We start from the raw sequence: 23,956 nt of genomic DNA on the forward strand, positions 1-23,956 counted from the left end.
GCTAGACGCGGTAGCCGTCGCCGGCGGCGCCCGGTTCGCCCTGGGCCAGCTGCGGCTCGGCGGCGGGCCGGCCGATCGTCGTTCCCAGCTCCCGCACCCGGTGCTGGTCCTCGTCCTCGGCCTTCCGGTCCTGGTCGCGGGGGTCGCCGGAGCGGGGAGCGTCCTGGCCGCCTGCACGTCCCGGCACGAGGCCGGCGATCCGGCTGCCCGCCCAGCGCAGGAAGTTCGTCGGCAGGAAGACCGCGTCGGCAGCGATCATCGCAAGGGAGAAGAACGGCAGGCCGAGCACGATGGCGATCGACGCGTGCTCGATGATCATCGCGACGAGCAGCGCGTTCTTCACCCGGCGGTTGAAGAGCGTGAAGGGGAAGGCGACCTGCACGATCACCGTGCCGTAGGTGATGGCCATGACGATGAGGCCGGCACCGGCGAGGGTGTGCGAGAGCGCGGGCCAGGGGGTGAAGTCGTCCAGGTGCAGCGGGTAGTACAGCGCGGTGCCGTCCTGCCAGCGAGAACCCTGGATCTTGTACCAGCCGGCCGTCGCGTAGATCAGGCACACCTCGACGACGATCACGAGCATGGCGCCGTTGTGGAGGAGGTTGGCGAGGATGTCCAGCACCTTGCGGGGCTCACCGGGCGCCTGGCGCCGCGCCGCCCACCAGGCCGCCTGCCCCAGCCAGAAGATCCAGAAGACCGCGCCCCAGAGCTGGTCGAGCTTCCCCAGCGCCGTGACGAGGGCGAGCGCGGCGCCGAACACCGACCACAGGGCGATGCCGACCAGGTCCCGGTCCGGGGACCGGTCCTGCTCCCGCGCCCGGTCCGCGCGCCGCTTGTCGAGCGACCAGACCTGGCCGCAGCGGGTCAGCACGAGGTAGATCGCCATCAGGTGGATGACGTTGTCGCCGCCGTCGCCCATGAAGATGCTGCGGTTCTGCAGCGACAGCACGCCGACCATGAACAGCAGCGCTGAGGTACGGGTCCGCCAGCCGACGAGCAGCAGCAGGCTCGCGATGATCGACATGCCGTAGACGAACTCGAACCAGAGCGGGCTGTCCGTCCACATCAGCACGCTGAACGGGGTGCCCGTGTCGGTGGCGGCCATCAGCCGCTGGGCCATGTCCCACGTCCACACGCCGTCGGGTCCGTACAGCTCGGCCCGGTGCGGCCATTCGCGGAGCAGGAACAGGAGCCAGGTCAGCGAGAAGCCGATCCGGACGACAGCGCTCTGGTACGGCCCCACGGCGGTGGTGGTGATCCGGGCCAGCCCGCGGATCAGTCCGTTGTCGAGCTTGCTGCCGAACCCCGCGAAGGGGGACGGCGGCAGATCCTTGCGAGCGCTCACGAGGCGTTCTCCTGTCCGGAGGTGGCCACCGACCACCAGAGCGTCTCCTGGTACTGCGTCGCGGTGTCGGGTTTCGCGTCGCTCCAGGAGGGCGGGGCGACGGCCGTGGTCGCGGAGCGCGCCTGCACACGGACGACGTCACCACCGTTCAGCCTCGGGCCGAACCGGCTCTCGACGATCCGCTGCACGTACTCCTGGCTGAGCCGGCCGCGGACGCCGTTGGGCGTGTTGTTGTCGCCGTGCGAGGAGGTGTAGAAGCTCCAGGCGCGGCGCAGCTCGTTCTGCCGGGTGTGGCTGGGGGCGACGGTGTGCCGGATGCCGGTCAGGTCGAGGTCGGTGAGGTCGACCCATCCCGTCGTCTGCAGCTTTCCGTCCGCGCCGCGTACCTGGGCGCGGGCCTGCACATGGATGTTCGACTGGAGCGGGTCGGGCGCGAAGAGCTTCCAGTTCTGCTCGAACTCGGGATAGACGTACGAGTCGACCGTGGACTGGTACTCCTTGCTGGCCGTGTTCGACGGCGCGACGTGCAGGAACACCATCGCGAGGTGGAAGACGACGCCGACCGTGACCGCTGCGACGGCGAGGGAGACCACGACCCAGGAGCCGGTGGAGAGAGACGGCAGCTGCCACGTCTCGGCGGCCTCCGCGTCCACGTCTGTCTCCGCGCCCGCGCCCGCGCCGGCGCCGGTGTCCGCGTTCGCGTCCGCACCGGTGTCCGCGCCCTTGTCGGCCGCGGTGTCGCCGACGCCCCAGGACGTGGTCCCGGGTCCGGGTCGCGCGCCGGTCCCGGCACTCGCCACCGGACGGGCGGCGTCGCCCGGATCCGCGCCCGGTCCCGAGCCCGGCCCCGTGCCCGGTACCGGCCTCTCAGGTGGCTCCATGGTCTCCCCGTTCCTCACCGCGCTCCGCTTCCGCACGGAACGCTACTCATGCCCTTGCGCCAACGGTGACCGTACCGGGTTATCCACAGCCGCCGAGATGGCCTTGACACCCCAGGGCGCTCAGCCGACCATTGAACCGAACGATCGGTCGGTCGGTTGAGCCGGAGCGGGACAACGTAGGGGGCACAGATGACCACGGCAGCCACGGTCGAGGAGGCGGCACCGCAGGCCGACCTTCTCGCCGCTTTCGAGTCGGCACTCGCCGAAGACTCCCGGATCGAGCCGCGCGACTGGATGCCCGACGCGTACCGCGCGACGCTTGTCCGCCAAATGGCCCAGCACGCACATTCCGAGATCATCGGGATGCAGCCCGAGGCCAACTGGATATCCCGCGCCCCCTCGCTCCGCCGCAAGGCGATCCTGATGGCCAAGGTGCAGGATGAGGCCGGGCACGGGCTGTACCTCTACAGCGCCGCGGAGACCCTCGGCGTCAGCCGCGACGAGCTGCTCGACAAGCTGCACGCCGGCCGCCAGCGGTACTCCTCGATCTTCAACTACCCCACCTTGACCTGGGCCGACGTCGGAGCGGTCGGCTGGCTCGTGGACGGCGCCGCGATCACCAACCAGGTGCCGCTGTGCCGCTGCTCCTACGGCCCCTACGCCCGGGCCATGGTGCGGATCTGCAAGGAGGAGTCCTTCCACCAGCGGCAGGGGTACGAGCTGCTGCTGGCCCTCAGCCAGGGCACCGAGGCGCAGCACGCGATGGCCCAGGACGCGGTGGACCGCTGGTGGTGGCCGTCGCTGATGATGTTCGGCCCGCCGGACACCGAGTCCGGGCACTCCGAGCAGTCCATGGCCTGGAAGATCAAGCGGCACTCCAACGACGAGCTGCGGCAGCGCTTCGTCGACATCTGCGTCCCGCAGGCCGAGGTCCTCGGGCTGACGCTCCCGGACCCCGCGCTGCGGTGGAACGAGGAGCGGGGCGCGCATGACTTCGGTGAGATCGACTGGACCGAGTTCCACGAGGTGCTGCGCGGCAACGGGCCGTGCAACGAGCAGCGGATAACCCAGCGCCGTACCGCCCATGAGCAGGGCGCCTGGGTCAGGGAAGCGGCCACGGCCTACGCGGCCAAGCAGGGAACCGAGCACGGAGAGGTGCGCTGATGACTGCCACTGACTGGCCGCTGTGGGAGGTCTTCGTCCGCAGCCGGCGCGGCCTCAGCCACAGCCACGCGGGCAGCCTGCACGCCCCCGACGCGGAGATGGCGCTGCGCAACGCACGCGACCTCTACACCCGGCGGGCGGAGGGCGTGTCGATCTGGGTGGTGCCGTCGACGCAGATCACCGCCTCGTCGCCGGACGAGAAGGATTCGTTCTTCGAGCCGGCCGGGGACAAGCCGTACCGGCACCCGACGTTCTACAAGATCCCGGAAGGGGTGCGGCACCTGTGAACCCGGTGATCGTCGGCTCGGCGCTGCCCCTCGGTGACGACGCCCTGGTGCTCGCCCAGCGGCTGGGGGAGTGGGCCGGGCACGCGCCGGTCCTCGAAGAGGACGTCGCGCTCGCCAACATCGCGCTTGACCTGCTGGGGCAGGCCCGGGTGCTGCTGTCGCTGGTCGGCGACGAGGACGAGCTGGCCTTCGGCCGGGAGGAGCGCGAGTTCCGCAACGTCCAGCTGGTCGAGCAGCCGAACGGCGACTTCGCCCACACCATCGCCCGCCAGCTCTACTTCTCCACGTACCAGGAGCTGCTCTACACGGAGCTGGCCCGGGGCGACGGCGAGCTGGCGCCGCTGGCCGCGAAAGCGGTGAAGGAGGTCGCCTACCACCACGACCACGCCCGGCAGTGGACGCTGCGGCTCGGCGACGGCACGGCCGAGAGCCACGCGCGCATGCAGCGGGGCCTGGACGCCCTGTGGCGGTACACCGGCGAGCTGTTCCAGCCCCTAGAGGGCCTGGGCGTCGACCTCGGCGCGCTGCGCGAACCCTGGCTGGAGCGGGTCTCGGCCGTCGTCCGGCAGGCGACGCTGACGATGCCGGAAGGGCCCGACGTGACGGCCTGGTCGGCGGGTGCCGGCCGGCAGGGCGTCCACACCGAGTCGTTCGGGCGGATGCTGGCCGAGATGCAGCACCTGCACCGCGCCCATCCGGGTGCGACATGGTGACCGGCGGCGCGGTCGCCGACAGCGCGCTGGAGGCGGAGCTGCTGCGGCTCGCGGGCTCGGTCCCCGACCCCGAGCTGCCGGTGCTCTCGCTCGCCGAGCTGGGGGTGCTGCGCGGTCTGCGGCTGCTGGGCCCCGGCCGGGTCGAGGTGCGGCTGACGCCGACGTACACCGGCTGCCCGGCCATCGACACGATGGTCACCGACATCACCCGGATCCTGCGCGAGCACGGAATGACCGACGTGTCCGTCCATACGGTGCTGGCGCCGGCCTGGACGACCGACGCGATCAGCGACGAGGGGCGGCGCAAGCTCGCCGAGCACGGGATAGCGCCGCCGCGCCCGGTCGGCGGCGGCGGTCCGGTCCCCGTCGCCCTGGCGGTGCGCTGCCCGCACTGCGGCTCGGTGGACACCACCGTGCTGAGCCGGTTCTCCTCCACCGCGTGCAAGTCCCTGCGCCGCTGCGAGAGCTGCCGTGAGCCGTTCGACCACTTCAAGGAGTTGTGAATGTTCCATCCGCTCCGGGTCACCGGGATCGAGCGGCTCACGGACGATTCGGTGACCGTGACCTTCGACGTGCCCGCCCCCCTGCGTGAGACGTACCGCTTCGCGGCCGGGCAGCACCTCGCGGTGCGCCGGTTCGTGGACGGCTCCGAGATCCGGCGGACGTACTCGGTCTGCGACCCCGCCCCCGGTCCCGCCGGGCCGGCGAGCCTGCGGGTCGGCGTGCGGCTGGTCGAGGGCGGCGAGTTCTCCGTGTACGCCCACAAGGAGCTGGCCGTGGGCGACGTGGTCGACGTCATGCCGCCGATGGGCCGGTTCGTCCTCGAACCGCGCCCCGGCTACTTCGCGGCGGTGGTCGGCGGCAGCGGCATCACCCCGGTGCTCTCCCACATCGCCACCGTTCTGGCGCGGGAGCCGGCGGCCCGCTTCTGCCTGGTGCGCAGCGACCGGACGGCCGCTTCGACGATGTTCCTGGAGGAGATCGCCGACCTCAAGGACCGCTACCCCGACCGGCTCCAGCTGGTGAACGTGCTGTCCCGCGAGGACCAGCAGGCCGGACTGCCGTCCGGGCGGCTGGACCAGGAGCGGCTGACCGCCCTGCTGCCCGCGCTGCTGCCGGTGGACGCGGTGGACGGCTGGTACCTGTGCGGCCCCTTCGGCCTGGTGCGGGGTGCCGAGCAGGCGCTGCGCGGCCTGGGGGTGGACCGTTCCCGGATCCACCAGGAGATCTTCCACGTGGACGACGGCCCGGTCACCGACGCGGTCCGGGCCCCGGCCCCGGTCGGCAGCGTGGTCGCGGCCACGCTCGACGGGCGCGGCGGGAGCTGGCCGTCCGAGGGCGGCGAGTCCGTCCTGGAGACGGTGCTGCGCAACCGCTCCGACGCCCCGTACGCGTGCAAGGGCGGGGTGTGCGGGACCTGCCGGGCCCGGCTGGTCTCCGGCGAGGTCCGGATGGACAGGAACTTCGCGCTGGAGCCGGACGAGACGGAGGCCGGATACGTGCTGGCCTGCCAGTCGCATCCGCTCACCGACCGGGTGGAGTTGGACTTCGACGCGTAGCGGTGCCCTCGCTCTTCCCTCTCACTAGAACGTGTTCTAACCTGACGCACTGTCAGTAGGCCGTGGCGGTGGGAGGGGCGAGCAGTGGACTTCAGCTTCACCGAAGAGCAACTGGCGGCGGTCGAGGCGGCGCGGGCCGTGTTCGCGGGCGTCGCGCCGGATGCGGTCCCCAGCCCCGCCCTGACGCACGGGGCCGTCGCCGAGGACTTCGACCGCGCACTGTGGCGCAAGCTCGTGGACGGCGACCTGCTGAGCCTCGCCCTGTCCGGGACCTACGGCGGCGCAGGCCTCGACCCGATAGCGCTGTGCCTGGTGCTGCGCGAGGCGGGCAAGGTGCTCGCCCGTGTACCGCTGCTGGAGACGTACGCCGCCGGTCTCGCCGTCCAGACCCACGGCTCCGACGCGCTGCGCGCCCGGCTGCTCCCGGCGGCGGGCAGCGGCGGGGTCGTCCTCACCGTCGCCGCCAACGGCCGCACCGGCCACGACGGGGCCGAGCTCGCCGTCGAGGCGCGCCGGCAGGGGCAGGGGAGCGCGGCGCCGGACGGCCCGTGGCTGCTGGACGGGGTGCAGACGGCCGTGCCCTGGGCGCAGCAGGCCGATCACGTCCTGGTGCCCGCCCACACCACCGAGGGCGGGACCGTCATCGCGGTGGTCCCCCGGCAGCACGAGGGGGTCACCCTCGCCGAGCAGATCTCCACCAGCGGGGAGCGCCTCGCCGAGATCACCCTCGACGGCGTCCGGATCCCGGCCGACGACGTCATCACCGCGGACGGCGCCTGGGAGTGGCTGCGCAACGTGCTCGCCGTCGGCACCTGCGCGCTGGCACTCGGCGTCGGCGAGGCGGTCCTCGGCATGACCAGCGCCTACGCGAGCAAGCGCGAGCAGTTCGGGCACCCCATCGCGACCTTCCAGGCGGTCGCGGTGCAGTCCGCCGACCGCTACATCGACCTGCGGGCGATGGAGGCCACCCTCTGGCAGGCCGCCTGGCGGCTCAGCATCGGCACCCCGGGCGCGCTGCCGCTCACCGGGGACGTCGCGGTCGCGAAGATCTGGGCCTCGGAAGGCGTGCGGCGGGTCGTCCAGACCGCGCAGCACCTGCACGGCGGCTTCGGCGCGGACACCGACTACGCCCTGCACCGCTACCACGCCTGGGCCAAGCAGCTGGAGCTCTCGCTCGGTCCGGCCGCCGCCCACGAGGAGGTGCTCGGCGACCTGATCGCCGCCCACCCCCTCGGCTAGGCCGTCTCCTGGGCAGGCATCCGCCCCGCAGCCGCCCCGCGACCTACAGCACGAAGGCCGGGCCGTCGCCGTCCGTCACGAGCGGCCGCCCGGCCGCCTCCCAGGCGAGCATCCCGCCGTCCACGTTCACCGCGTCGACGCCCTGGGCGATCAGGTACTGCGCGACCTGCCCGGACCGTCCGCCGACCCGGCAGATCACGTGCACGGTGCCGCCGTCCGGCACCTCGGCGATCCGGCCCACGATCTCGCCCATGGGGATGTGCAGCGCCTGCTCCGCGTGTCCGGCCGCCCACTCGTCGTTCTCCCGGACGTCCAGCAGGATGCCGTCGGCGGGAACGCCGGAGGCGTCGACGGCGGGCAGCTGGGAGTTGAACATGGGAAGGGCCTCCTCGGCACAACGGGCTCGGCGCACACGACACGCACGGACCTGAGAAAACTACCTCAGCCCTCGGCGGGCCGGACCAGCTCCGCGAGCCGGGTCTCCCGCGCGCCCACCTGTTCCAGCAGCTGCTCGGCGATCTCGTTGAGCAGCCCGTCGGGATCGTCGGGCGACAGCTTCATCATCTGCCCGATGGCGCTGCTGTCCAGATCCGTGGCGATCACGGACAGCGCCTCCTTGCGTTCGGCCAGCCACTCCAGCCGGGCGTAGAGCACCTCCGCCTCGGTCGGCAGCTCCTCCTCGAGCACCGGCCCGGCGTCCCACTCCGCCCCCAGCTCGCGCAGCCGATCCTCGTCCGCGTCCGCGTAGGCCTCGTTGACCCGCGCGATGAAGACGCTGCGCCGCTCCTTCTCCGCCTCGTCCTGCGCCAGGTCCGGGTGCGCCTTGCGGGCCAGCTCGCGGTAGAGCCGCTGCGCCTCCTTGCCGGGCCGCACCCGGCGCGGCGGGTTCGGGTCCTCGACCGGCCGGACGCCGTCCGAGCCGAGCATCCCCTCGAAGAGCTCCTCTATCCCCGGCATGGGCATGACGAGGGCGCGCGCCTCCCAGGCCCGCTCGATGTCCGCGCGGTCGCCGCTGTTCGCCGCCACCGCCTCCGCGATGAGGGCGTCCAGCTCATCCAGCCGGGCGTACATCGGGCCGAGCCGCTGGTGATGCAGCCGGGAGAAGTTGTCCACCTCGACCCGGAAGGTCTCCACCGCGATCTCGAACTCGATGAGTGCCTGCTCAGCGGCGCGCACCGCCTTCGCCAACCGCTGGGAGGCCGCTTGATCCACCTGTTCCGCTTCCGGGTTCGTCACCCGCACAGCGTACGGATTCCGGCGGCCCCCCGTCCCGCGCCCCTCCACCGAGGCCGCGCCGGCTGCCCCGCCGGCTGCCCCGCAGACGGCCCGCGGCCTGCGGCACCGGCCGCGGCACCGGTCACCTCACCGGTCACCTCACCGGCTGTCGCGCCGGCTGTCGCGCCGGCCGCTCTAGACGCCGAGCTCCGCCGCGACCTTCCCCGTCCTGATCGCCTCGAGCAGCTCGGCGTGATCCGCCTCCGTGCGGTCCGCGTACGCGACCGCGAAGGACGAGATCGCCGTGTCGAGCTCCTCGTTCTTCCCGCAGTACCCGGCGATCAGCCGTGGATCCGCGCTGTGCGAGTGCGCCCGGGCGAGCAGCGCCCCCGTCATGCGCGCGTAGTCGTCGATCAGCCCCGCCTCCAGCGACGCCGGGTCCACGCTCCCCTTCCGGTTGCGGAACTGGCGCACCTGGTAGGGCAGCCCGTTCACGGACGTCCACCCCAGCAGGATGTCGCTGACCACCTGCATCCTCTTCTGCCCGAGCACCACCCGCCGCCCCTCGTGCGCGTCGTGCGCCGACAGCGCACCGGCACCCCCGCCCGCACCGGCACCCGCGGCACCGGCTCCCGCGCCCGCCTCGGCACCCACGTATCCGGCCTTCTCCACGTACGGCCGCAGCGCGGACGCCCGCGCCTCCTTCACCTGGAGCACCAGCGGCTCCCCCAGGTGGTCGAGGAGCAGCACCACGTACGACCTGGTCCCCACGCTCCCGGTCCCCACCACCCGGAACGCCACGTCGTGCACCGCGTAGCGCGCGAGCAGCGGCAGCCGGTCCTCCGACAGCGTCCGCAGATAGCCGTCCAGCGCCCCGGCGACCGCCGCCGCCTCCCCGTCCGGCACCCGGCGCAGCACGGGCAGGGCGTCGACGAAGCGCCGCCCGCCGTCGTCCAGCAGCTCCGTCGACCGCGCGACGAACTTCGCGCTGGTGTTCTTCCGTGCCTTGGCGGACACCTGCTCCAGCGTGCCCAGCAGGTCCCGCGCGTCCGCGTGCGCGACGAGCTCCTCGTGCGCGATGGCGTTCCACGCGTCGAGCACCGGCAGCTTGGCGAGCAGCCGCATGGTGCGCCGGTACGCGCCGACCGCGTCATGGGCCGCCGCGCGGCAGACGTCCTCGGACGCGCCCGCCTCCCGCCCGGCGAGCACCAGGGAGGCCGCGAGCCGCTTCACGTCCCATTCCCACGGGCCGATCAGCGTCTCGTCGAAGTCGTTGATGTCCATGACCAGCCGGCCGCGGGCGTCGCCGTACAGGCCGAAGTTGGCCGCGTGCGCGTCGCCGCATATCTGGGTGCCGACACCGGTCACCGGGGTGTCGACGAGATCGGCCGCCATCAGCCCGGCGGAGCCGCGCAGGAACGAGAACGGGCTCGCCGCCATCCGCCCCACCCGCAGCGGTATCAGCCCGTCGATCCGCCCGGCGTTCGACGCCTCCAGCGCCCCCAGCGCGCCGGGCCGGTCGTTGCCGTCGGGCAGCTGGTCGTGGGCCGATCGGGGCACCTGGCCCCGCAGCTCCTTGCCCGCGGTCTTCGCCGAGGCCTCGTGCGGCCAGGCCGCGAATCCCGTGATCCGCGGCACCCTCGACTCACTCATGTGCTCTCCCCCCAGCGAGCGGGACGCACCACAGCCGATTGCCCCCGCGCTGGGGGCAATCTGGCCATTTGGTCGACCTCGCCCGAAGTTTCGTGCTTGCCTTGAGCCGAGACCCTACTCAGCGCCGAACCGCCGGTGCACGACGTTGAACGAGATGACCTGGCTTTCCCAGTCCGCCGATCCGGCCAAAGGCCCGTTCAAAGGCTCCGGTCACCGGCGCGGAAGCGCAGACGGAGAGGGACGTGTCCGCCGACTTTTCCTCCGGAAACGGCAGCCGTACCGTAGCCGGCCCCAGCACTGAGCCCGGCCCCGGCACCAGCACCGCGACCGGCGCCGGCTCCGGAACCACCACGGAGGCGGGCCCGGACGCCGGGACCGCCGACGACACCAGGACGGGTACCCAGAAGGGTGCCGAGGCCGGTGCCGAGACCGGTGCCGACACGGGTGCCGACGCCAAGACCGGTATCGACGCCATGGAAAGCACCGGCTCGGCCGCGGCGCCCCTGGCCGTCTCCGGGGTGGCCGCGCTCCTGCGGCTCGCCGTCATCTGCGTGGATCCCGACGGCCGCGTCTCGTACTGGAACCGCGGCGCCGAGGAGCTCTTCGGCCACCGCTGGGAAGGCGTTTTCGGACATCGTGCCTCCGGGCTGCTGACCGCCTCCGGCGCTCCGCACCAGGACACCCTCGATCTGCTGGACGACCTCACGCACCCCGCCTGGGCCGGCTCGCTGCCCACCACCGACCGGGACGGCACCGTCCGGGACGTGCTGTGGTGGACGTACCGGATCATGGAGCCCGCCGGCCGCAGCCTGCTGGCCATCGCCGCCAACGCCAAGCCGCTGCGGTCCGGTGCGCTGCGGATCGCCATCGGCGACCGCCTGCTGCCGTACGCCGCCGAGACACCGGCGCGCGAGGGGATCACGATCTCCGCCCAGCTCGCACCCGTCCCGGACCTGGCGCACGCCCGGCAGCTGACCACCCGCCTCGGCATCGTCCTGCCCCGGGTGAGCGCCGGGCGCCTCGAACGGATCATGGGGCAGGTCGTCCCGCTCGGCTATCCCGTCCTGCGCGTGGACGGCAGCACGGAACTCCCGGTCCTGCCCCGGGAGTACGAGGCCGACGGCGGCACGCTGCGGCCGGCCCGCACCAACCGCCGGGAACTGCTCCCCGGCCCCCGTTCCGGCTCCGCGTCCGTCGACACGAGGGGCGCCGTCAACGTCGCCGGGATCAATACGGCCGGCCTCAACGCGGCCTCGATCAATGCCGCCGGGATCAACACGGTAGGGGTCAACACCGCCTCGGTCAGGGCCGGCGGGGTGCGCATCGGGGCCGACGGCCTGACCGCCGTCCCCTCCGTACCCGTCTTCGCCACGCCCGCCCCCGGCCATGTGCTGGACGAGCAGCTCGCGTTACTCCGCGAGACCGGCACCAAGGTGGGCAGCACCCTCGATCTCGACACCACCGCCCGCGAGTTGTGCGCCGTGACCGTCCCGCGCTTCGCGGACTTCGCGGCGATCCTCATCGTCGACCAGCTGTTCTCGGAGAACGAGCCGCCGAAGGACGACCGCCCGGCCGACTCGGTGCTGCTCCGCCGGGTCGCCGTCGCGCTGCACGGACCGCCCGGCGTCTGGGACAGCGCCGTCCCGGAGGGCGAGTTGATCACCCTCGCCGCCGATGACATCACCCCGCGCCTCGGCGAGGCGATGCTCGTGCCCGTCATCGAACCGGCCCTCGCCGACGACCTCGCCATGGACCTCGGCGTTCCCGCCCTCGGCCCACTGCTGCCCGGCCGCTCCCTGGTCGTGGTCCCGCTGACCGCGCGCGGCACGGTCCTCGGCCGGATGTGCTTCCTGCGCCAGCCGAACCGGCGCCCGTTCGACGCCAAGGACGCCGCGACCGCGGGCGAGATCGTCACCCGCGGCGCCGTCCACCTCGACAACGCCCGGCTGCACCGCTTCGAGTCCCGAGCCGCCGCGACGCTGCAGCGCAGCATGATGCCGACGCGTCCGCCCAAGATCCCCGGTGTCCGCATCGCGCACCACTACATGCCGGGCGACCGCCAGGCGCAGGTCGGCGGCGACTGGTTCGACGCGATCCAGCTCCCCGGCGGGCGGGTCGCGCTCATCGTCGGCGACGTGATGGGGCACGGCCTGATCAGCGCGGCCGTCATGGGGCAGTTCCGTACGTCCGTCATCACCATGGCCGCCCTCGACCTGCCGCCCGCGCAGCTGCTGCGGCACCTCGACAACCTTGCGCACCGGCTGGGCCCCGAACACCTCGCCACCTGCGTCTACGCGGTCTACGACCCGATCCACCGCAATCTGACGCTCGCCAACGCGGGCCACATCCCGCCCGTTCTCGCCCGCCACGACGGGGTCAGCGAGCTGCTGCAGATCCCGAAGGGCGCGCCGATCGGCGTCGGCGGGGTGCCGTTCGAGACGGTCGAGATCCCGGTACCGGACGGCAGTTGGCTGGTGCTGTGCACGGACGGTCTGGTCGAGGTCCGCGGCGAGGGGATAGACGCCGGCCTGGCGGCCCTGTGTGCCAACGTCATCGAACCGCAGCAGACGCCGGAGGACGTGTGCGCGCAGATCCTCAGCCGGCTGCACTCCGAGGACCGGCGCGACGACGTCGCCCTGCTCGTCGCCCGGTTCGAGGGCATCGCCTCCGCGGACGTCGCGCAGTGGACGCTGGGGATGAACCTCGCGGAGGTCCGCACCGCGCGGGAACTCACCCGGCGGCAGCTCGGCACCTGGGGTCTGGAACGGCTGTCGGACGTCACGGAACTGCTGGTCAGCGAGCTGGTCACCAACGCGCTGCGGGTGGCGTCGCACGACGTCCAGCTGCGGCTGATGAACGTCGGCAAGCTGCTGGTCGAGGTCAGCGACGACGACCACAACCTGCCGCAGTTGCGGCGGGCCGACGCGGACGACGAGGAGGGACGCGGCCTCGCGCTCGTCTCGAACCTGTCGCGGCGCTGGGGCACCAGCCGCAAGGCGGTGGGCAAGGTGGTCTGGTTCGAGATGCCGCTACCGGGCCAGGACGCCGCCGGCTGACGGCGCTCCCGGCGGTTCGTCCGACGGTTCGTCCGACGGTTCACCTCACGGCTCGTCCGACGGCTCGTCCGACGGCTCGTCCGATGGCAGCGGCGCGACCGGCTGCGCCGCGGCGTTCAGCAGATCTCGGGCGCCTGGGGCCGTGAGGGGCTGGAGTGCGCGCCCGTGCACGGCCCATCGAGCACGGCCGCCGGGTCGATGCCGTCCAGCAGGTACGTCTCGGCCCACCGGCCCAGCTCGTCGAGGGCCGGGCCGAGCCCGAGACCGGCTTCGGTGAGCCGGTAGGCCACGCGCAGCGGCGGACCCGCCTCGACCTCTCGGAGGACGAGCCCGGCGTCGACCAGCTCGCTCAGCCGGTCCGACAGCATGCGCTCACTGATCTTGGGGAGGGATCGCCGCAGGTCGGCGTAGTAGGCCGCGCCCTGGGTGAGGACGGCCACGATCAGCCCCGTCCACCGTTTCCCCAGCAGCTCGAAGACGCGCGTCAGCGCGATGTCGACGCCCGTACACGCCTGCTCCCCGTGCTCCGCCTGCGCCTGCTCGCCCCGTTGCATGAGGACAGCCTACTGCCGCCCATCTTGCTACTGCAGAAAAGTAAGCTACTGTGCTATCAATAGCTACATACAAAAGAGCGCAGCCGCCTTCCGCGGCACAGCGGCGCTCGCCCCGTCTTCCGAGAGTGGAGGCATTTCCATGCCCACCCTGCTGCACATCGACTCCTCCGCCTTCCACGAGGGCTCCGTCTCCCGCGAGGTCGCCGCGACCTTCCGCAAGGAATGGGAGGCCCAGCACCCGGACGGCGCCGTGATCTACCGCGACCTGGCGGCCGATCCGCTCCCCCACCTGACCGCCGACGCCATCACCGCGTCCTTCGTCCCGGCGGCCGACCACACCCCGGAGCAGCGGGCGGCGCATGCCCTGCGCGCGACGCTCGCCGAGGAACTGGAGCGGGCCGACGCGGTGCTGATCGGCACCCCGATGTACAACTTCACGATCCCCTCCAGCCTCAAGGCGTGGCTGGACCAGGTGATCATCATCGGCCGCACCGCCGGCGAGGGGTCGTCGGTGGCCGGCACCCCGGTCACGGTGGTGACCGCGCGGGGCGGTTCCTACGCCGCGGGCACTCCGAGGGAGAGCTTCGAGTTCGCCTCGAACTACCTGGAGAAGGTCCTCACCGGCATGCTCGGCCTGGAGGTCGACTTCATCGTGCCCGAGCTGACGCTCGCCCACGTCAAGCCGGAGATGGCCGACCTCCGGGAGCTGGCCGACGCCTCGCGCGCCCGCGCCCACGAGGAAGCGATCGCCAAGGCCAAGGCCCTCGCCGTACGGCTCGCCGCCTGAGATTCCACGAGATTCAAGGCCCGAACTGCAAGGCCTCAGGCTCAAGGCCTGAGCCTCGCGATTCCGAGGCTCGTCACGACGCCGCGAGGCCCGTTACGACGCCGCGAGGCCCGTTACGACGCCGCGCCGGCCCCGCCCGATTCCGGGCGGGGCCATTCGCGTCCCTCCAGTGCCTCGATGCTGCGGTTGAAGCGGCCGAGCACGTCCTCGAACTGCTCGATCTCCTGCGGCGTCCAGTCCACGAGCACCCGCGCCAGGCCCTCCAGGTGTGCCGTCCGGTCCACCGCCAGCCGGTCCTTGCCCTCACCGGTGATCCGCAGCTTCCGCGCCATCCCGCCGTCCGGATCGGCGACGCGCTCCGCCAGCCCGGCCCGCAGCAGCGCGGCCGTCTGCCGGTTGACGGTCGAGGTGTCGAGCCCGAACGCCTCCGCGAGCTGCCCGATGGACATCGCACCACCCGCGTCGATCCTGGTCAGCAGCAGGTACGCGGACTTCTCCAGCCGCGCGCCGGCCGGGTCCCGGCGGGCCATCACCTGGTGCCGGGCGACGAGCATCAACTCCCGTTCGAGTCGCTCCAGCACACTGCCTCCTATGTCACCGCGTCCTGCGCGCCATGTGTGCCCACAAGGTACGCAATGTGCACGATACACATCCTGTGTATCGTGCACATCAACAACTTCCCCCGGAGGCGGTACACGTGCCCGAAATACCCGATCCAGCGGCCCGCGACCGCGGCGGCTCCATCGTCGTGGTGCTCGCCTTCGCGGGCATCGTCGTGGCGGTCATGCAGACCCTTGTGGTCCCCCTGATCCCCGAACTCCCCACGCTGCTGCACGCCTCCGCCTCCGACGCCTCGTGGGTGATCACCGCGACCCTGCTGGCCGGCGCGGTCGCCACCCCCGTCATGGGCCGGCTCGGCGACACGTACGGCAAGCGGCGCATCCTGCTCGTCAGCCTCGGCCTGCTCATCATCGGCTCGCTGATCTGCGCCTTCTCCACCTCGCTGCTCCCGATGGTGGTCGGCCGGGCCTTCCAGGGCGGCGCGATGGGCGTCATCCCGCTCGGCATCAGCATCATGCGTGACGAGCTGCCCCGGGAGAAGATGGGCTCCGCGATGGCCCTGATGAGCTCCTCGCTCGGCATCGGCGGGGCGCTCGGCATGCCGGGTGCCGCACTGATCGCGCAGCACTTCGACTGGCACTCCCTGTTCCTGTGCTCCGCCGGGCTCGGGATCGCCGCCGCCGCGCTCATCTTCTTCCTGGTCCCCGAGTCGCCGGTGCGGACCCCCGCGCGGTTCGACTTCCCCGGTGCCGTCGGACTCTCGGCCGGCCTGGTCTGCCTGCTGCTGGCCGTGTCCAAGGGCGGCGACTGGGGCTGGGGCAGCGGCACCACCCTCGGGCTGCTCGCCGCGTCCGCCGTGATCCTGATCGGCTGGGGCGCCTTCGAGCTGCGGACGACCGCTCCCCTGGTGGACCTGCGGACCACCGCCCGCCCGCAGGTGCTGCTCACCAACCTCGCGTCGGTCCTGGTCGGGTTCGCCCTCTTCGCGATGTCGATCGTGCTTCCGCAGCTCCTGCAGTTGCCCAAGGCGACCGGTTACGGTCTCGGCCAGTCGATGGTCGCGGCCGGGCTCTGCCTGGCCCCCGGCGGTCTGGTGATGATGGTGGTCTCGCCGCTGTCCGCACGGCTCTCGGCAGCCCGCGGTCCGAAGACCTCGCTGATGCTGGGCGTGACGATCGTCGCCGCCGGCTACGCCATGGGGCTGTTCATGATGGACTCGGTCTGGGAGATCGTCCTGGTGTCGGCGGTCATCGGCACCGGCATCGCGCTCGCCTACGCGGCCATGCCCGCGCTGATCATGGGCGCCGTGCCGCTGTCGGAGACGGCGGCCGCCAACGGCCTCAACACCCTGATGCGGTCGATCGGGACCTCGGTCTCCAGCGCGGTCATCGGCGTGGTGCTCGCCCATATGACGCAGCCGTTCGGGGGCATGCCGCTGCCCTCGCTGAACGGTTTCCGCGTCGCTTTCGCGATCGCCTGCGGGGCGGGTCTCGCCGCCCTGCTGATCGCGGCCTTCATCCCGGCGCGCCACACCCGGCCGCAGGTCGCGGCCTCCGGTCCGGCCTCCGTCACCGCGCCCGCCGACCAGCCCGCGTAACGGTTCCCCCGGGAACGCGAAGGGCCGCGCGACAGTCGTCGCGCGGCCCTTCGCTGGAGCGGTTCCGGGTCAGAGATTGACGCCGAAGTCCTGCGCGATGCCGCGCAGGCCCGAGGCGTAGCCCTGGCCGACGGCACGGAACTTCCACTCCGCGCCGTTGCGGTACAGCTCGCCGAAGACCATCGCGGTCTCGGTCGAGGCGTCCTCGGTGAGGTCGTAACGCGCCAGCTCGTTGTTGTCGGCCTGGTTCACGACGCGGATGAACGCGTTGCGGACCTGGCCGAAGCTCTGCTGACGGCTCTCGCCCTCGTAGATCGAGACCGGGAAGACGATCTTGTCGACCTCGGGCGGAACGGTCGCGAGGCTCACCTTGACGGCCTCGTCGTCACCCTCGCCCTCACCGGTGAGGTTGTCACCGGTGTGCTCGACCGAGCCGTCCGGGCTCTTGAGGTTGTTGAAGAAGATGAAGTGCTTGTCCGAGACGACCTTGCCGGTCGTGTCGACCAGCAGCGCGCTCGCGTCCAGGTCGAAGTCCGTGCCGGTCGTCGTGCGCACGTCCCAGCCCAGGCCGACGGTGACCGCCGTCAGTCCGGGGGCCTCCTTCGTCAGCGAGACATTGCCGCCCTTGGAGAGGCTGACACCCATGATGGACTCCCTGTTCAATCCGGCGCGGGCCGCGCCGCTTGACGATTCCTTTGCCCAATAGCTCCAACGGACACCACCCTGCCCCGGTTCCCGTCGGCCTGCCACCCTTGCGCGGCCGGGCCGGGCGGCTGGGCTCCGACGGGCCGGGACGGGTCGGCCCCGACCGGCCGGGTGACTCGGCTCACACGGGCCCAGAGCGGCCCAGCCGCTCAGCGCGGGCGGTCCGCGACCTGGTCCGCGGCCCAGCGGGCCCACTCCTCCTGCATGGCGGTGAAGCGCAGGCCGTACTCCAGCGCCAGCCGGCCGTAGACGGAGGGCTGGTCGTCGCCCCAGTCCACCGCCGCCTCCAGCTCCTTCAGGGAGGCACGGTGATCGGCCGCACGGGTGGCCTCGTTCCCGAGGTACGCGCATGCCTCCACCGGGGTGAGGACGCCCAGGAAGAAGACCCGCAGCAGCGTCTCACTGCGGCGGACCCGGTCGGGCTCCGTCTCGGTGAGCCAGCGGCGCAGCTCGGCGAGTCCTTCGTCGGTGAGGGCGTACTCCTTGCGGCCGCGCGGTCCTTCCGCGGCCACTTCGAGCAGGCCCGTGTCGGCGAGACGTCCCAGCTCGCCGTAGACCTGGCTCTGGGTCGCGGGCCAGACGTTGGCGAGGGAGGTCTCGAACAGCTTCATCAGGTCGTAGCCGCTGGCCGGACGTTCGACCAAGAGGCCCAGCAGTGCGTGGCGGAGGCTCATACGTTCCATCCTACCTTCCACTCTTGACACGTCAATGCTGGACGTTCTACTTTTGACACGTCGGAAATGGAATGCCGGGAGCCGGAGCGGAATCCGGATCACCGCACCACTGGAAGGCCTGTCATGAACTACCTGCGCGGCTTCATCCCCTGGATCGCTTTCGCCGCAGTCTCCGCGGCCGGCTGGCAGTGGGGGGCCCTCACGGGTCTCGTTCTCGGCATCTGGCTGCTGATCCAGGACCGGAAGGCGGGCGTCGCCGCCGAGTCCCAGATCCTGGAGTTCAGCACGATCGCCTTCTTCGCGGTCCTCAGCGTGATCGCCTTCTCCCGGCCGGACTCGGGCCTGGAGGACTACAGCGGTGCGCTGTCGCTCGGCTGGCTGGCCGTCACGGCCTGGGTCACCCTCGCCGTCCGCCGCCCCTTCACCACGGGCATCGCCAAGCGCCAGGCGCCCCCCGAGGTGTGGAACAGCCCGGTCTTCCGCCGCATCAACGTGGTGATCACCGCCGTCTGGGCCGCCGCCTTCACCGTCACCGCCGCCGTGCTGATCCCCGTCTACCACGCGGACCTGAGCAGCGGCGTCTCGATCCCGATCCAGGTCGCCGGCTTCGTGATCCCCGCGGTCTTCACCGCCCGCTACCCGGACCGCGTCCGGGCCCGCCTCTCCGCCTCCGGCACGCAGGAAGGCTGACCCCGCATGGCCCAGCAGTCCGCCGCCCCGCACCTGTCGGGCAACTTCGCCCCGGTGGCGGAGGAGCTCACCGCCCACGACCTGCCGGTCACCGGTTCGATCCCGCCCGAGCTGACCGGCTGGTACCTGCGCAACGGACCGAACCCGCAGGATGCCGCGTCCCCGCACTGGTTCTTCGGCGCCGGGATGGTGCACGGCGTCCGCCTGGATGGCGGTCGCGCCACCTCGTACCGCAACCGCTGGGTCCGCACCTCGACGTTCACCCACGGCGCCCGGATCTACGACGACCAGGGCAATCTGGACCTCACCGCCGGCCCCGCCAACACCCACATCGTCCGGCACGCGGGCCGCACCCTGGCTCTCGTCGAGGCGTCCTTCCCCTACGAGATCGACTGCCGCCCGGGCCATGAGCTGGAGACGGTCGGGCCGCACGACTTCGGCGGCCGGCTCGACACCCCGATGACCGCCCACCCCAAGACCTGCCCGACCACGGGGGAGCTGCACTTCTTCGGATACGGCGGGCTCACGGCGCCGTACCTCACCTACCACCGGGCCGACGCCTCCGGCGAGCTGGTCGTCAGCCGCCCGGTGGACGTGCCGGCGCACACGATGATGCACGACTTCCACCTCACCGCCTCGCACGTGGTCTTCATGGACCTGCCCGTCGTCTTCAACCTCCAGGAGGCCATGCGCCCCGGCGGCGGCATGCCGTACCAGTGGGATCCGGCCTACGGCGCCCGGCTCGGCGTGTTGCGGCGGGACGATCCGTACGGCGAGGTCCGCTGGCTGCCGATCGACCCCTGCTACGTCTTCCACGGCCTCAACGCGTACGACGAGGCAGGCGGCGAACGGATCGTCCTGTACGTCACGCGCTACCCGCACCACTACGCGCCGGACCTGGCCCACCAGCCCGCCACCTTGTGGCGCTGGACTGTGGACCTGGTGACGGGCACCGTCGCCGAGGAGCAGATCGACGACCGGCCGTGCGAGTTCCCCCGGATCGACGACCGGCTCGCCGGGCACCGGGCCGGGTTCGGCCATGTCACCACCGCCGAGGGCCTGGGCCGCGGACCGGTGGCCGGCGCCCTGCTCCGCTACGACCTGCGGACCGGCGGCGTCACCAGCCATGAGTTCGCCCCCGGCCGCACCCCCGGCGAAGCCGCCTTCGCCCCGGCCGACGACCTCGCGGGCGGCCCCGGCTGGCTGCTCACGTACGTGTACGACGCGGGCACCGGCACCAGCGACCTGGTCATCCTGGACGCGGAGCGCCTCGCCGCCCCACCCGTCGCGACCATCCACCTGCCCCAGCGGGTGCCGTACGGGTTCCACGGCAACTGGCTCCCGGACCAGTGACCGGCGCGCGGCCGGCACCCGCCTCCGGCGATATCGAACCGGTATCATTTCCAATATACGGAAACAAGTTTCCGAAATAGCCCGCAGAATCCAGCTATGGCTACGCAGACACAGGCCGCGCGGGCGCGGAGAGCCGGACCGCGGGCGGCCCCGGCAGCCCTGGCCCCGCAACAGACCCCCGCCCCGGAACAGGCCCCTTCACCGGCCGTCCCGCCGCTCAGGAGGGCCGCCGCCGAAATCGTCGGCACCGCCGCCCTCGTGACGGTCGTGGTCGGCTCCGGAATCCAGGCCACCCGCCTCAGCCAGGACACCGGGGTGCAGCTGCTGGCCAACGTGCTGGCCACCGCCCTGGCCCTGTGGGTGCTGATCACGCTCCTCGCCCCGGTCTCCGGCGCGCACCTCAACCCGGTGGTCACCCTCGCCGACTGGTGGAGCGCCCGCGGCGGCCCCACCGCGTACGGCGTCCGGACCGTGGCCCTGTACGTCGCCGCGCAGACCGCCGGCGCGATCGCCGGCGCGGTGCTCGCGGACGCCATGTTCGACCGTCCGCTGATCAGCTGGTCCACCCACGACCTGTCGGCGGCGCACCTGCTGCTGGGCGAAGCCGTCGCGACCGCCGGGCTCGTGCTGCTCGTCACCGGCCTGGTCCGCAGCGGCCGCACGCAGCCCGTACCGGCCGCCGTCGCGGCGTACATCGGCGCCGCCTGCTGGTGCACCTCCTCCGGCTCGTTCGCCAACCCCGCCGCCACCGTCGGCCGCGCGTTCAGCGACACGTTCGCCGGGATCGCCCCCGGCTCGCTGCCCGGCTTCCTCGCCGCCCAGCTCACCGGCACCGCCGCCGGACTCGCGCTGGCCGCCGCGCTCTTCCCCTCGGGAAGACCCTTCCGGGAAGACCCTTGTTGAAGAACTGAATCACTGCTTCAATCCTTCGTATGCCCTACCGCAGAACCCCCACCATCCAGGCGCGCCTCGACGCCCAGCGCGACGCCGTGCTCCAGGGGGCGGTGGAGCTGCTCGCCGAACGCGGGTACGCCGCCTGCTCGGTGGCCGCGGTCGCCGAACGGGCCGGTATCGCGGCCGGCAGCGTGTACCGCTCCTTCCCCAGCAAGGCCGAGCTCGTAGCGGAGCTGTTCCGGGTGGTCTGCGGCCGGGAGGTCGAGGCCGTCAGGGCGGCCGCCCGCCGGCCCGCCGACCCGCACGACCGGGTCACGGCCGTCATCGAGACCTTCGCCGGACGGGCACTGAAGTCCCCGCGCCTGGCCTACGCCCTGCTCGCCGAGCCGGTCGACGCCGCCGTCGACGCCGAGCGGCTCGTCTTCCGCCGCGCGTTCCGCGACGTGATCGCGGAACAGATCGCCGCCGGCGTCGCCTCCGGGCGGCTGCCGGCCCAGGACCCCAGCCTCACCGCCGCCGCCCTGGTGGGTGCCGTCGGTGAAGCCCTCGTCGGACCGCTCGCGGACGGCGGCGCGCCCGACGACCTGATCCCCGCCCTCGTCTCCTTCGCCCTACGCGCTCTGGGAGGACGCAATGCCGCAGACTCATGAGGTCACCAACCAGGCACCGCCCCTGACCGGCCACGACGTCGCCGCCGACCCCGCCCTGATCGAGGGCCTGCACCGGCAGGGGGCCGGCTGGTCAGAGGACTCGCTGCACACCCTGGGAACGCTCGCGGGCACGGAGCACTTCCAGGAGCTGGGCCGGCTCGCCAACGAGAACGAACCGGTGCTGCGCACCCACGACCGGTACGGCAACCGCATCGACGAGGTCGAGTTCCACCCCGCCTGGCACGAGCTGATGGAGACCGCCGTCGCCAACGGCCTGCACGCGGCTCCCTGGCGCGACGAGCGCCCCGGCGCCCACGTGGCCCGCGCCGCCCAGCTCTACGTCTGGGGCCAGGTCGAGCCCGGCCACATCTGCCCGATCTCCATGACCTACGCGGCCGTACCGGCCCTGCGCGCCAACCCCGCGCTCGCCGCCGCGTACGAGCCGCTGCTCGCCGCGCGCACCTACGACTTCGGGCTCCGCGCCCCGGCCGGCAAGCGCGGCCTCATCGCCGGCATGTCGATGACCGAGAAGCAGGGCGGCTCCGACGTCCGCACCAACACCACCCGCGCCGTCCCGGCCGGCGAGGACGGCACGTACGCGCTGACCGGCCACAAGTGGTTCACGTCCGCGCCCATGTCCGACCTCTTCCTGACCCTCGCCCAGGCGCCCGGCGGCCTCTCCTGCTTCCTGCTGCCGCGCGTCCTGCCCGACGGCACCCGCAACCGCATCCACCTGCAGCGCCTCAAGGACAAGCTCGGCAACCGCTCCAACGCCTCCGCCGAGATCGAGTACGAGGGCGCCGTCGGGTACCTCGTCGGCGAGGAGGGCCGCGGGGTCAGGACCATCATCGACATGGTCAACCTGACGCGCCTGGACTGCGTCCTGGGCGCCGCCACCGGCATGCGCGCCGGCCTGATCCGGGCCGTCCACCACACCGCCCACCGCGCGGCCTTCGGCGCCCCGCTCATCGACCAGCCGCTGATGCGCAACGTCCTGTCGGACCTCGCCGTCGAGTCCGAGGCCGCCACGACCGTCGCGATCCGGCTGGCCGGCGCCACCGACCGCGCGGCGCGCGGCGACGCCGCCGAGGAGTCCTTCCGGCGGCTGGCGCTCGCCGTCACCAAGTACTGGGTGTGCAAACGCGGCCCCGTGCACGCCGCGGAGGCCCTCGAATGCCTCGGCGGCAACGGCTACGTCGAGGAGTCGGGCATGCCCCGGCTCTACCGCGAGGCACCGCTCATGTCGATCTGGGAGGGCTCTGGCAACGTCTCCGCGCTCGACGCGCTGCGCGCGATGGCCCGTCAGCCCGACTCCGTCGAGGCGTTCTTCGCCGAGATCGACCAGGCGGCGGGCTCCGACCGGCGGCTGGACGCGTCCGTGGCGGAGCTCAAGAAGGAGCTCGGCGACCCCGCCGAGCTCGAATTCCGCACCCGCCGCATCGTGGAGTCGATGGCGCTGGTCCTCCAGGGCTCGCTGCTCGTCCGGTACGGCAGCCCGGCAGCCGACGCGTTCTGCGCCTCCCGGCTCGGCGGCGACCACGGCCGGGCCTTCGGCACCCTCCCCGCCGGCACCGCCACCGCCCCCCTCATCGACCGCGCCCGCCACGCCGTATGACCGTCCACGTCGAGCGCGACGGCCCCGTCACCACCGTCGTCCTGGACCGCCCCGAGGCGCGCAACGCCGTGGACGGCCCCACGGCCGCCGCGCTCGCCGCGGCCTTCCGGGACTTCGAGGCCGACCCCGACGCGGCTGTCGCCGTCCTGTGGGGCCGCGGCGGCACCTTCTGCGCCGGAGCCGACCTCAAGGCCGTCGGCACCGACCGCGGCAACCGGGTCGCCGAGGACGGCGACGGCCCCATGGGCCCCACCCGGCTGCGGCTGACCAAGCCCGTCATCGCCGCGATCAGCGGCCACGCGGTCGCGGGCGGCCTGGAACTCGCCCTCTGGTGCGACCTGCGGGTCGCCGAGGAGGACGCCGTCCTGGGCGTCTTCTGCCGCCGCTGGGGCGTCCCGCTGATCGACGGCGGCACCGTGCGGCTCCCCCGCCTCATCGGCGAGAGCCGGGCGATGGACCTGATCCTGACCGGCCGCCCGGTACCCGCCGCCGAGGCCCACGCCATCGGCCTCGTCAACCGCCTGGTACCCCCGGGCGAAGCCCTGCGCGCCGCCCGCGACCTCGCCGCCGACATCGCCCGCTACTCCGCCACCTGCATGCGCGCCGACCGCGCGTCCACCCGCGCCCAGGCGGGCCTCCCCGAACCCGAGGCCCTCCGCCAGGAACTGCGCAACGCCACCGCCGCCCTGTCCGAAGTCCCCACCGGAGCCCGCCGCTTCACCTCGGGCCTCGGCCGCCACGGCGACTCCACCACCATCTGACCCCAC

Annotated in this window: 24 protein-coding genes; 15 read left to right on the forward strand and 9 right to left on the reverse strand. The window is 72.5% G+C overall.

Going from position 1 to position 23,956, the window contains the following annotated elements; translation table 11 throughout:
• Position 1 precedes the first annotated feature (1 nt).
• Both ABZ721_RS25870 and ABZ721_RS25875 read right to left on the reverse strand, forming a co-directional pair.
• The gene (locus ABZ721_RS25870) at positions 2 to 1,276 is read right to left on the reverse strand and encodes an HTTM domain-containing protein (RefSeq protein ID WP_358791153.1); all 1,275 of its coding nucleotides are present in this window, start codon (positions 1,274 to 1,276) and stop codon (positions 2 to 4) included.
• A 62-nt stretch (positions 1,277 to 1,338) separates the two neighbouring features.
• Complete coding sequence (locus ABZ721_RS25875; protein ID WP_358791087.1) at positions 1,339 to 2,223, reverse strand: DUF5819 family protein; 885 nt, start codon at positions 2,221 to 2,223, stop codon at positions 1,339 to 1,341.
• Positions 2,224 to 2,412: 189 nt separating this feature from the next.
• Between ABZ721_RS25875 and paaA the strand changes: the two genes are divergently transcribed.
• The 6 genes from paaA to ABZ721_RS25905 all read left to right on the forward strand — a co-directional run bounded on the left by paaA (position 2,413) and on the right by ABZ721_RS25905 (position 7,185).
• Positions 2,413 to 3,387 (forward strand): 1,2-phenylacetyl-CoA epoxidase subunit PaaA, encoded by a 975-nt coding sequence (gene paaA, locus ABZ721_RS25880; RefSeq protein ID WP_358791088.1) that lies wholly within the window; start codon positions 2,413 to 2,415, stop codon positions 3,385 to 3,387.
• Positions 3,387 to 3,674, forward strand: coding sequence for a 1,2-phenylacetyl-CoA epoxidase subunit PaaB (gene paaB, locus ABZ721_RS25885; RefSeq protein ID WP_277439169.1), 288 nt, complete (start codon positions 3,387 to 3,389; stop codon positions 3,672 to 3,674). Before paaA ends, paaB begins: the two co-directional genes overlap by 1 nt.
• Positions 3,671 to 4,387: a 1,2-phenylacetyl-CoA epoxidase subunit PaaC gene (paaC, locus tag ABZ721_RS25890; protein WP_358791089.1), complete on the forward strand. Its 717-nt coding sequence runs from the start codon at positions 3,671 to 3,673 to the stop codon at positions 4,385 to 4,387. Before paaB ends, paaC begins: the two co-directional genes overlap by 4 nt.
• Positions 4,381 to 4,890 (forward strand): 1,2-phenylacetyl-CoA epoxidase subunit PaaD, encoded by a 510-nt coding sequence (paaD, locus tag ABZ721_RS25895; protein ID WP_358791090.1) that lies wholly within the window; start codon positions 4,381 to 4,383, stop codon positions 4,888 to 4,890. The genes paaC and paaD overlap by 7 nt, the downstream gene beginning before the upstream one ends.
• On the forward strand, positions 4,891 to 5,946 hold the full coding sequence (locus tag ABZ721_RS25900; RefSeq protein WP_358791091.1) for a 2Fe-2S iron-sulfur cluster-binding protein: 1,056 nt from the start codon (positions 4,891 to 4,893) through the stop codon (positions 5,944 to 5,946).
• A gap of 84 nt (positions 5,947 to 6,030) precedes the next feature.
• A complete protein-coding gene (locus ABZ721_RS25905; RefSeq protein WP_358791092.1) occupies positions 6,031 to 7,185 on the forward strand; it encodes an acyl-CoA dehydrogenase family protein in 1,155 nt (384 codons plus the stop codon).
• Positions 7,186 to 7,228: 43 nt separating this feature from the next.
• Here ABZ721_RS25905 and ABZ721_RS25910 read toward each other — a convergent pair whose 3' ends face one another.
• The 3 genes from ABZ721_RS25910 to ABZ721_RS25920 all read right to left on the reverse strand — a co-directional run bounded on the left by ABZ721_RS25910 (position 7,229) and on the right by ABZ721_RS25920 (position 10,053).
• Positions 7,229 to 7,561 carry a rhodanese-like domain-containing protein gene (locus tag ABZ721_RS25910; protein ID WP_358791093.1) on the reverse strand — a complete coding sequence of 111 codons (333 nt, stop codon included), beginning with the start codon at positions 7,559 to 7,561 and terminating at the stop codon, positions 7,229 to 7,231.
• Positions 7,562 to 7,626: 65 nt separating this feature from the next.
• Complete coding sequence (locus ABZ721_RS25915; RefSeq protein WP_358791094.1) at positions 7,627 to 8,421, reverse strand: hypothetical protein; 795 nt, start codon at positions 8,419 to 8,421, stop codon at positions 7,627 to 7,629.
• A gap of 174 nt (positions 8,422 to 8,595) precedes the next feature.
• A complete protein-coding gene (locus ABZ721_RS25920; RefSeq protein WP_358791095.1) occupies positions 8,596 to 10,053 on the reverse strand; it encodes a DUF2252 domain-containing protein in 1,458 nt (485 codons plus the stop codon).
• A gap of 242 nt (positions 10,054 to 10,295) precedes the next feature.
• Between ABZ721_RS25920 and ABZ721_RS25925 the strand changes: the two genes are divergently transcribed.
• A complete protein-coding gene (locus ABZ721_RS25925; protein ID WP_358791096.1) occupies positions 10,296 to 13,109 on the forward strand; it encodes a SpoIIE family protein phosphatase in 2,814 nt (937 codons plus the stop codon).
• A gap of 116 nt (positions 13,110 to 13,225) precedes the next feature.
• Here ABZ721_RS25925 and ABZ721_RS25930 read toward each other — a convergent pair whose 3' ends face one another.
• Positions 13,226 to 13,663, reverse strand: a complete 438-nt coding sequence (locus ABZ721_RS25930; protein ID WP_358791097.1) for a helix-turn-helix domain-containing protein — start codon at positions 13,661 to 13,663, stop codon at positions 13,226 to 13,228.
• Positions 13,664 to 13,802: 139 nt separating this feature from the next.
• Here ABZ721_RS25930 and ABZ721_RS25935 point away from each other — a divergent pair, with 139 nt between their 5' ends.
• Positions 13,803 to 14,450: an NAD(P)H-dependent oxidoreductase gene (locus ABZ721_RS25935; RefSeq protein WP_358791098.1), complete on the forward strand. Its 648-nt coding sequence runs from the start codon at positions 13,803 to 13,805 to the stop codon at positions 14,448 to 14,450.
• A 113-nt stretch (positions 14,451 to 14,563) separates the two neighbouring features.
• Here ABZ721_RS25935 and ABZ721_RS25940 read toward each other — a convergent pair whose 3' ends face one another.
• Complete coding sequence (locus tag ABZ721_RS25940; protein ID WP_358791154.1) at positions 14,564 to 15,004, reverse strand: MarR family transcriptional regulator; 441 nt, start codon at positions 15,002 to 15,004, stop codon at positions 14,564 to 14,566.
• A 230-nt stretch (positions 15,005 to 15,234) separates the two neighbouring features.
• Here ABZ721_RS25940 and ABZ721_RS25945 point away from each other — a divergent pair, with 230 nt between their 5' ends.
• A complete protein-coding gene (locus tag ABZ721_RS25945) occupies positions 15,235 to 16,608 on the forward strand; it encodes an MFS transporter (RefSeq protein ID WP_358791155.1) in 1,374 nt (457 codons plus the stop codon).
• A gap of 69 nt (positions 16,609 to 16,677) precedes the next feature.
• Here the strand turns inward: ABZ721_RS25945 and ABZ721_RS25950 are convergent, their stop codons facing one another.
• Positions 16,678 to 17,253 carry a TerD family protein gene (locus ABZ721_RS25950; protein ID WP_138351212.1) on the reverse strand — a complete coding sequence of 192 codons (576 nt, stop codon included), beginning with the start codon at positions 17,251 to 17,253 and terminating at the stop codon, positions 16,678 to 16,680.
• 209 nt (positions 17,254 to 17,462) lie between these two features.
• Positions 17,463 to 17,987 (reverse strand): PadR family transcriptional regulator, encoded by a 525-nt coding sequence (locus ABZ721_RS25955; RefSeq protein ID WP_358791099.1) that lies wholly within the window; start codon positions 17,985 to 17,987, stop codon positions 17,463 to 17,465.
• A gap of 123 nt (positions 17,988 to 18,110) precedes the next feature.
• Here ABZ721_RS25955 and ABZ721_RS25960 point away from each other — a divergent pair, with 123 nt between their 5' ends.
• The 6 genes from ABZ721_RS25960 (at position 18,111) to ABZ721_RS25985 (ending at position 23,950) form a co-directional block, all read left to right on the forward strand.
• Entirely contained in the window at positions 18,111 to 18,677 is a 567-nt protein-coding gene (locus ABZ721_RS25960; RefSeq protein WP_358791100.1) for a hypothetical protein, read from the forward strand.
• Positions 18,678 to 18,683: 6 nt separating this feature from the next.
• Complete coding sequence (locus ABZ721_RS25965; RefSeq protein ID WP_358791101.1) at positions 18,684 to 20,030, forward strand: carotenoid oxygenase family protein; 1,347 nt, start codon at positions 18,684 to 18,686, stop codon at positions 20,028 to 20,030.
• 96 nt (positions 20,031 to 20,126) lie between these two features.
• Positions 20,127 to 20,933: an aquaporin gene (locus ABZ721_RS25970; RefSeq protein ID WP_358791102.1), complete on the forward strand. Its 807-nt coding sequence runs from the start codon at positions 20,127 to 20,129 to the stop codon at positions 20,931 to 20,933.
• A gap of 29 nt (positions 20,934 to 20,962) precedes the next feature.
• Positions 20,963 to 21,574 carry a TetR/AcrR family transcriptional regulator gene (locus ABZ721_RS25975; protein ID WP_358791103.1) on the forward strand — a complete coding sequence of 204 codons (612 nt, stop codon included), beginning with the start codon at positions 20,963 to 20,965 and terminating at the stop codon, positions 21,572 to 21,574.
• On the forward strand, positions 21,558 to 23,189 hold the full coding sequence (locus ABZ721_RS25980; RefSeq protein WP_358791104.1) for an isovaleryl-CoA dehydrogenase: 1,632 nt from the start codon (positions 21,558 to 21,560) through the stop codon (positions 23,187 to 23,189). The genes ABZ721_RS25975 and ABZ721_RS25980 overlap by 17 nt, the downstream gene beginning before the upstream one ends.
• Positions 23,186 to 23,950 (forward strand): crotonase/enoyl-CoA hydratase family protein, encoded by a 765-nt coding sequence (locus tag ABZ721_RS25985; protein WP_358791105.1) that lies wholly within the window; start codon positions 23,186 to 23,188, stop codon positions 23,948 to 23,950. The genes ABZ721_RS25980 and ABZ721_RS25985 overlap by 4 nt, the downstream gene beginning before the upstream one ends.
• The last annotated feature ends 6 nt before the right edge of the window (positions 23,951 to 23,956 follow it).

It is taken from the genome of Streptomyces sp. NPDC006733 (assembly GCF_040636125.1).
Classification (GTDB): domain Bacteria; phylum Actinomycetota; class Actinomycetes; order Streptomycetales; family Streptomycetaceae; genus Actinacidiphila.

Excerpts from the sequence above, each read along its gene's own strand:
- ABZ721_RS25875 (WP_358791087.1), bottom strand. The coding sequence starts at position 2,223 with ATGGAGCCACCTGAGAGGCCGGTACCGGGCACGGGGCCGGGCTCGGGA.
- paaA (WP_358791088.1), top strand. The coding sequence starts at position 2,413 with ATGACCACGGCAGCCACGGTCGAGGAGGCGGCACCGCAGGCCGACCTT.
- paaB (WP_277439169.1), top strand. The coding sequence starts at position 3,387 with ATGACTGCCACTGACTGGCCGCTGTGGGAGGTCTTCGTCCGCAGCCGG.
- paaD (WP_358791090.1), top strand. The coding sequence starts at position 4,381 with ATGGTGACCGGCGGCGCGGTCGCCGACAGCGCGCTGGAGGCGGAGCTG.
- ABZ721_RS25900 (WP_358791091.1), top strand. The coding sequence starts at position 4,891 with ATGTTCCATCCGCTCCGGGTCACCGGGATCGAGCGGCTCACGGACGAT.
- ABZ721_RS25910 (WP_358791093.1), bottom strand. The coding sequence starts at position 7,561 with ATGTTCAACTCCCAGCTGCCCGCCGTCGACGCCTCCGGCGTTCCCGCC.
- ABZ721_RS25920 (WP_358791095.1), bottom strand. The coding sequence starts at position 10,053 with ATGAGTGAGTCGAGGGTGCCGCGGATCACGGGATTCGCGGCCTGGCCG.
- ABZ721_RS25930 (WP_358791097.1), bottom strand. The coding sequence starts at position 13,663 with ATGCAACGGGGCGAGCAGGCGCAGGCGGAGCACGGGGAGCAGGCGTGT.
- ABZ721_RS25935 (WP_358791098.1), top strand. The coding sequence starts at position 13,803 with ATGCCCACCCTGCTGCACATCGACTCCTCCGCCTTCCACGAGGGCTCC.
- ABZ721_RS25940 (WP_358791154.1), bottom strand. The coding sequence starts at position 15,004 with ATGCTCGTCGCCCGGCACCAGGTGATGGCCCGCCGGGACCCGGCCGGC.
- ABZ721_RS25945 (WP_358791155.1), top strand. The coding sequence starts at position 15,235 with ATGCAGACCCTTGTGGTCCCCCTGATCCCCGAACTCCCCACGCTGCTG.
- ABZ721_RS25950 (WP_138351212.1), bottom strand. The coding sequence starts at position 17,253 with ATGGGTGTCAGCCTCTCCAAGGGCGGCAATGTCTCGCTGACGAAGGAG.
- ABZ721_RS25955 (WP_358791099.1), bottom strand. The coding sequence starts at position 17,987 with ATGAGCCTCCGCCACGCACTGCTGGGCCTCTTGGTCGAACGTCCGGCC.
- ABZ721_RS25960 (WP_358791100.1), top strand. The coding sequence starts at position 18,111 with ATGAACTACCTGCGCGGCTTCATCCCCTGGATCGCTTTCGCCGCAGTC.
- ABZ721_RS25965 (WP_358791101.1), top strand. The coding sequence starts at position 18,684 with ATGGCCCAGCAGTCCGCCGCCCCGCACCTGTCGGGCAACTTCGCCCCG.
- ABZ721_RS25970 (WP_358791102.1), top strand. The coding sequence starts at position 20,127 with ATGGCTACGCAGACACAGGCCGCGCGGGCGCGGAGAGCCGGACCGCGG.
- ABZ721_RS25975 (WP_358791103.1), top strand. The coding sequence starts at position 20,963 with ATGCCCTACCGCAGAACCCCCACCATCCAGGCGCGCCTCGACGCCCAG.
- ABZ721_RS25980 (WP_358791104.1), top strand. The coding sequence starts at position 21,558 with ATGCCGCAGACTCATGAGGTCACCAACCAGGCACCGCCCCTGACCGGC.
- ABZ721_RS25985 (WP_358791105.1), top strand. The coding sequence starts at position 23,186 with ATGACCGTCCACGTCGAGCGCGACGGCCCCGTCACCACCGTCGTCCTG.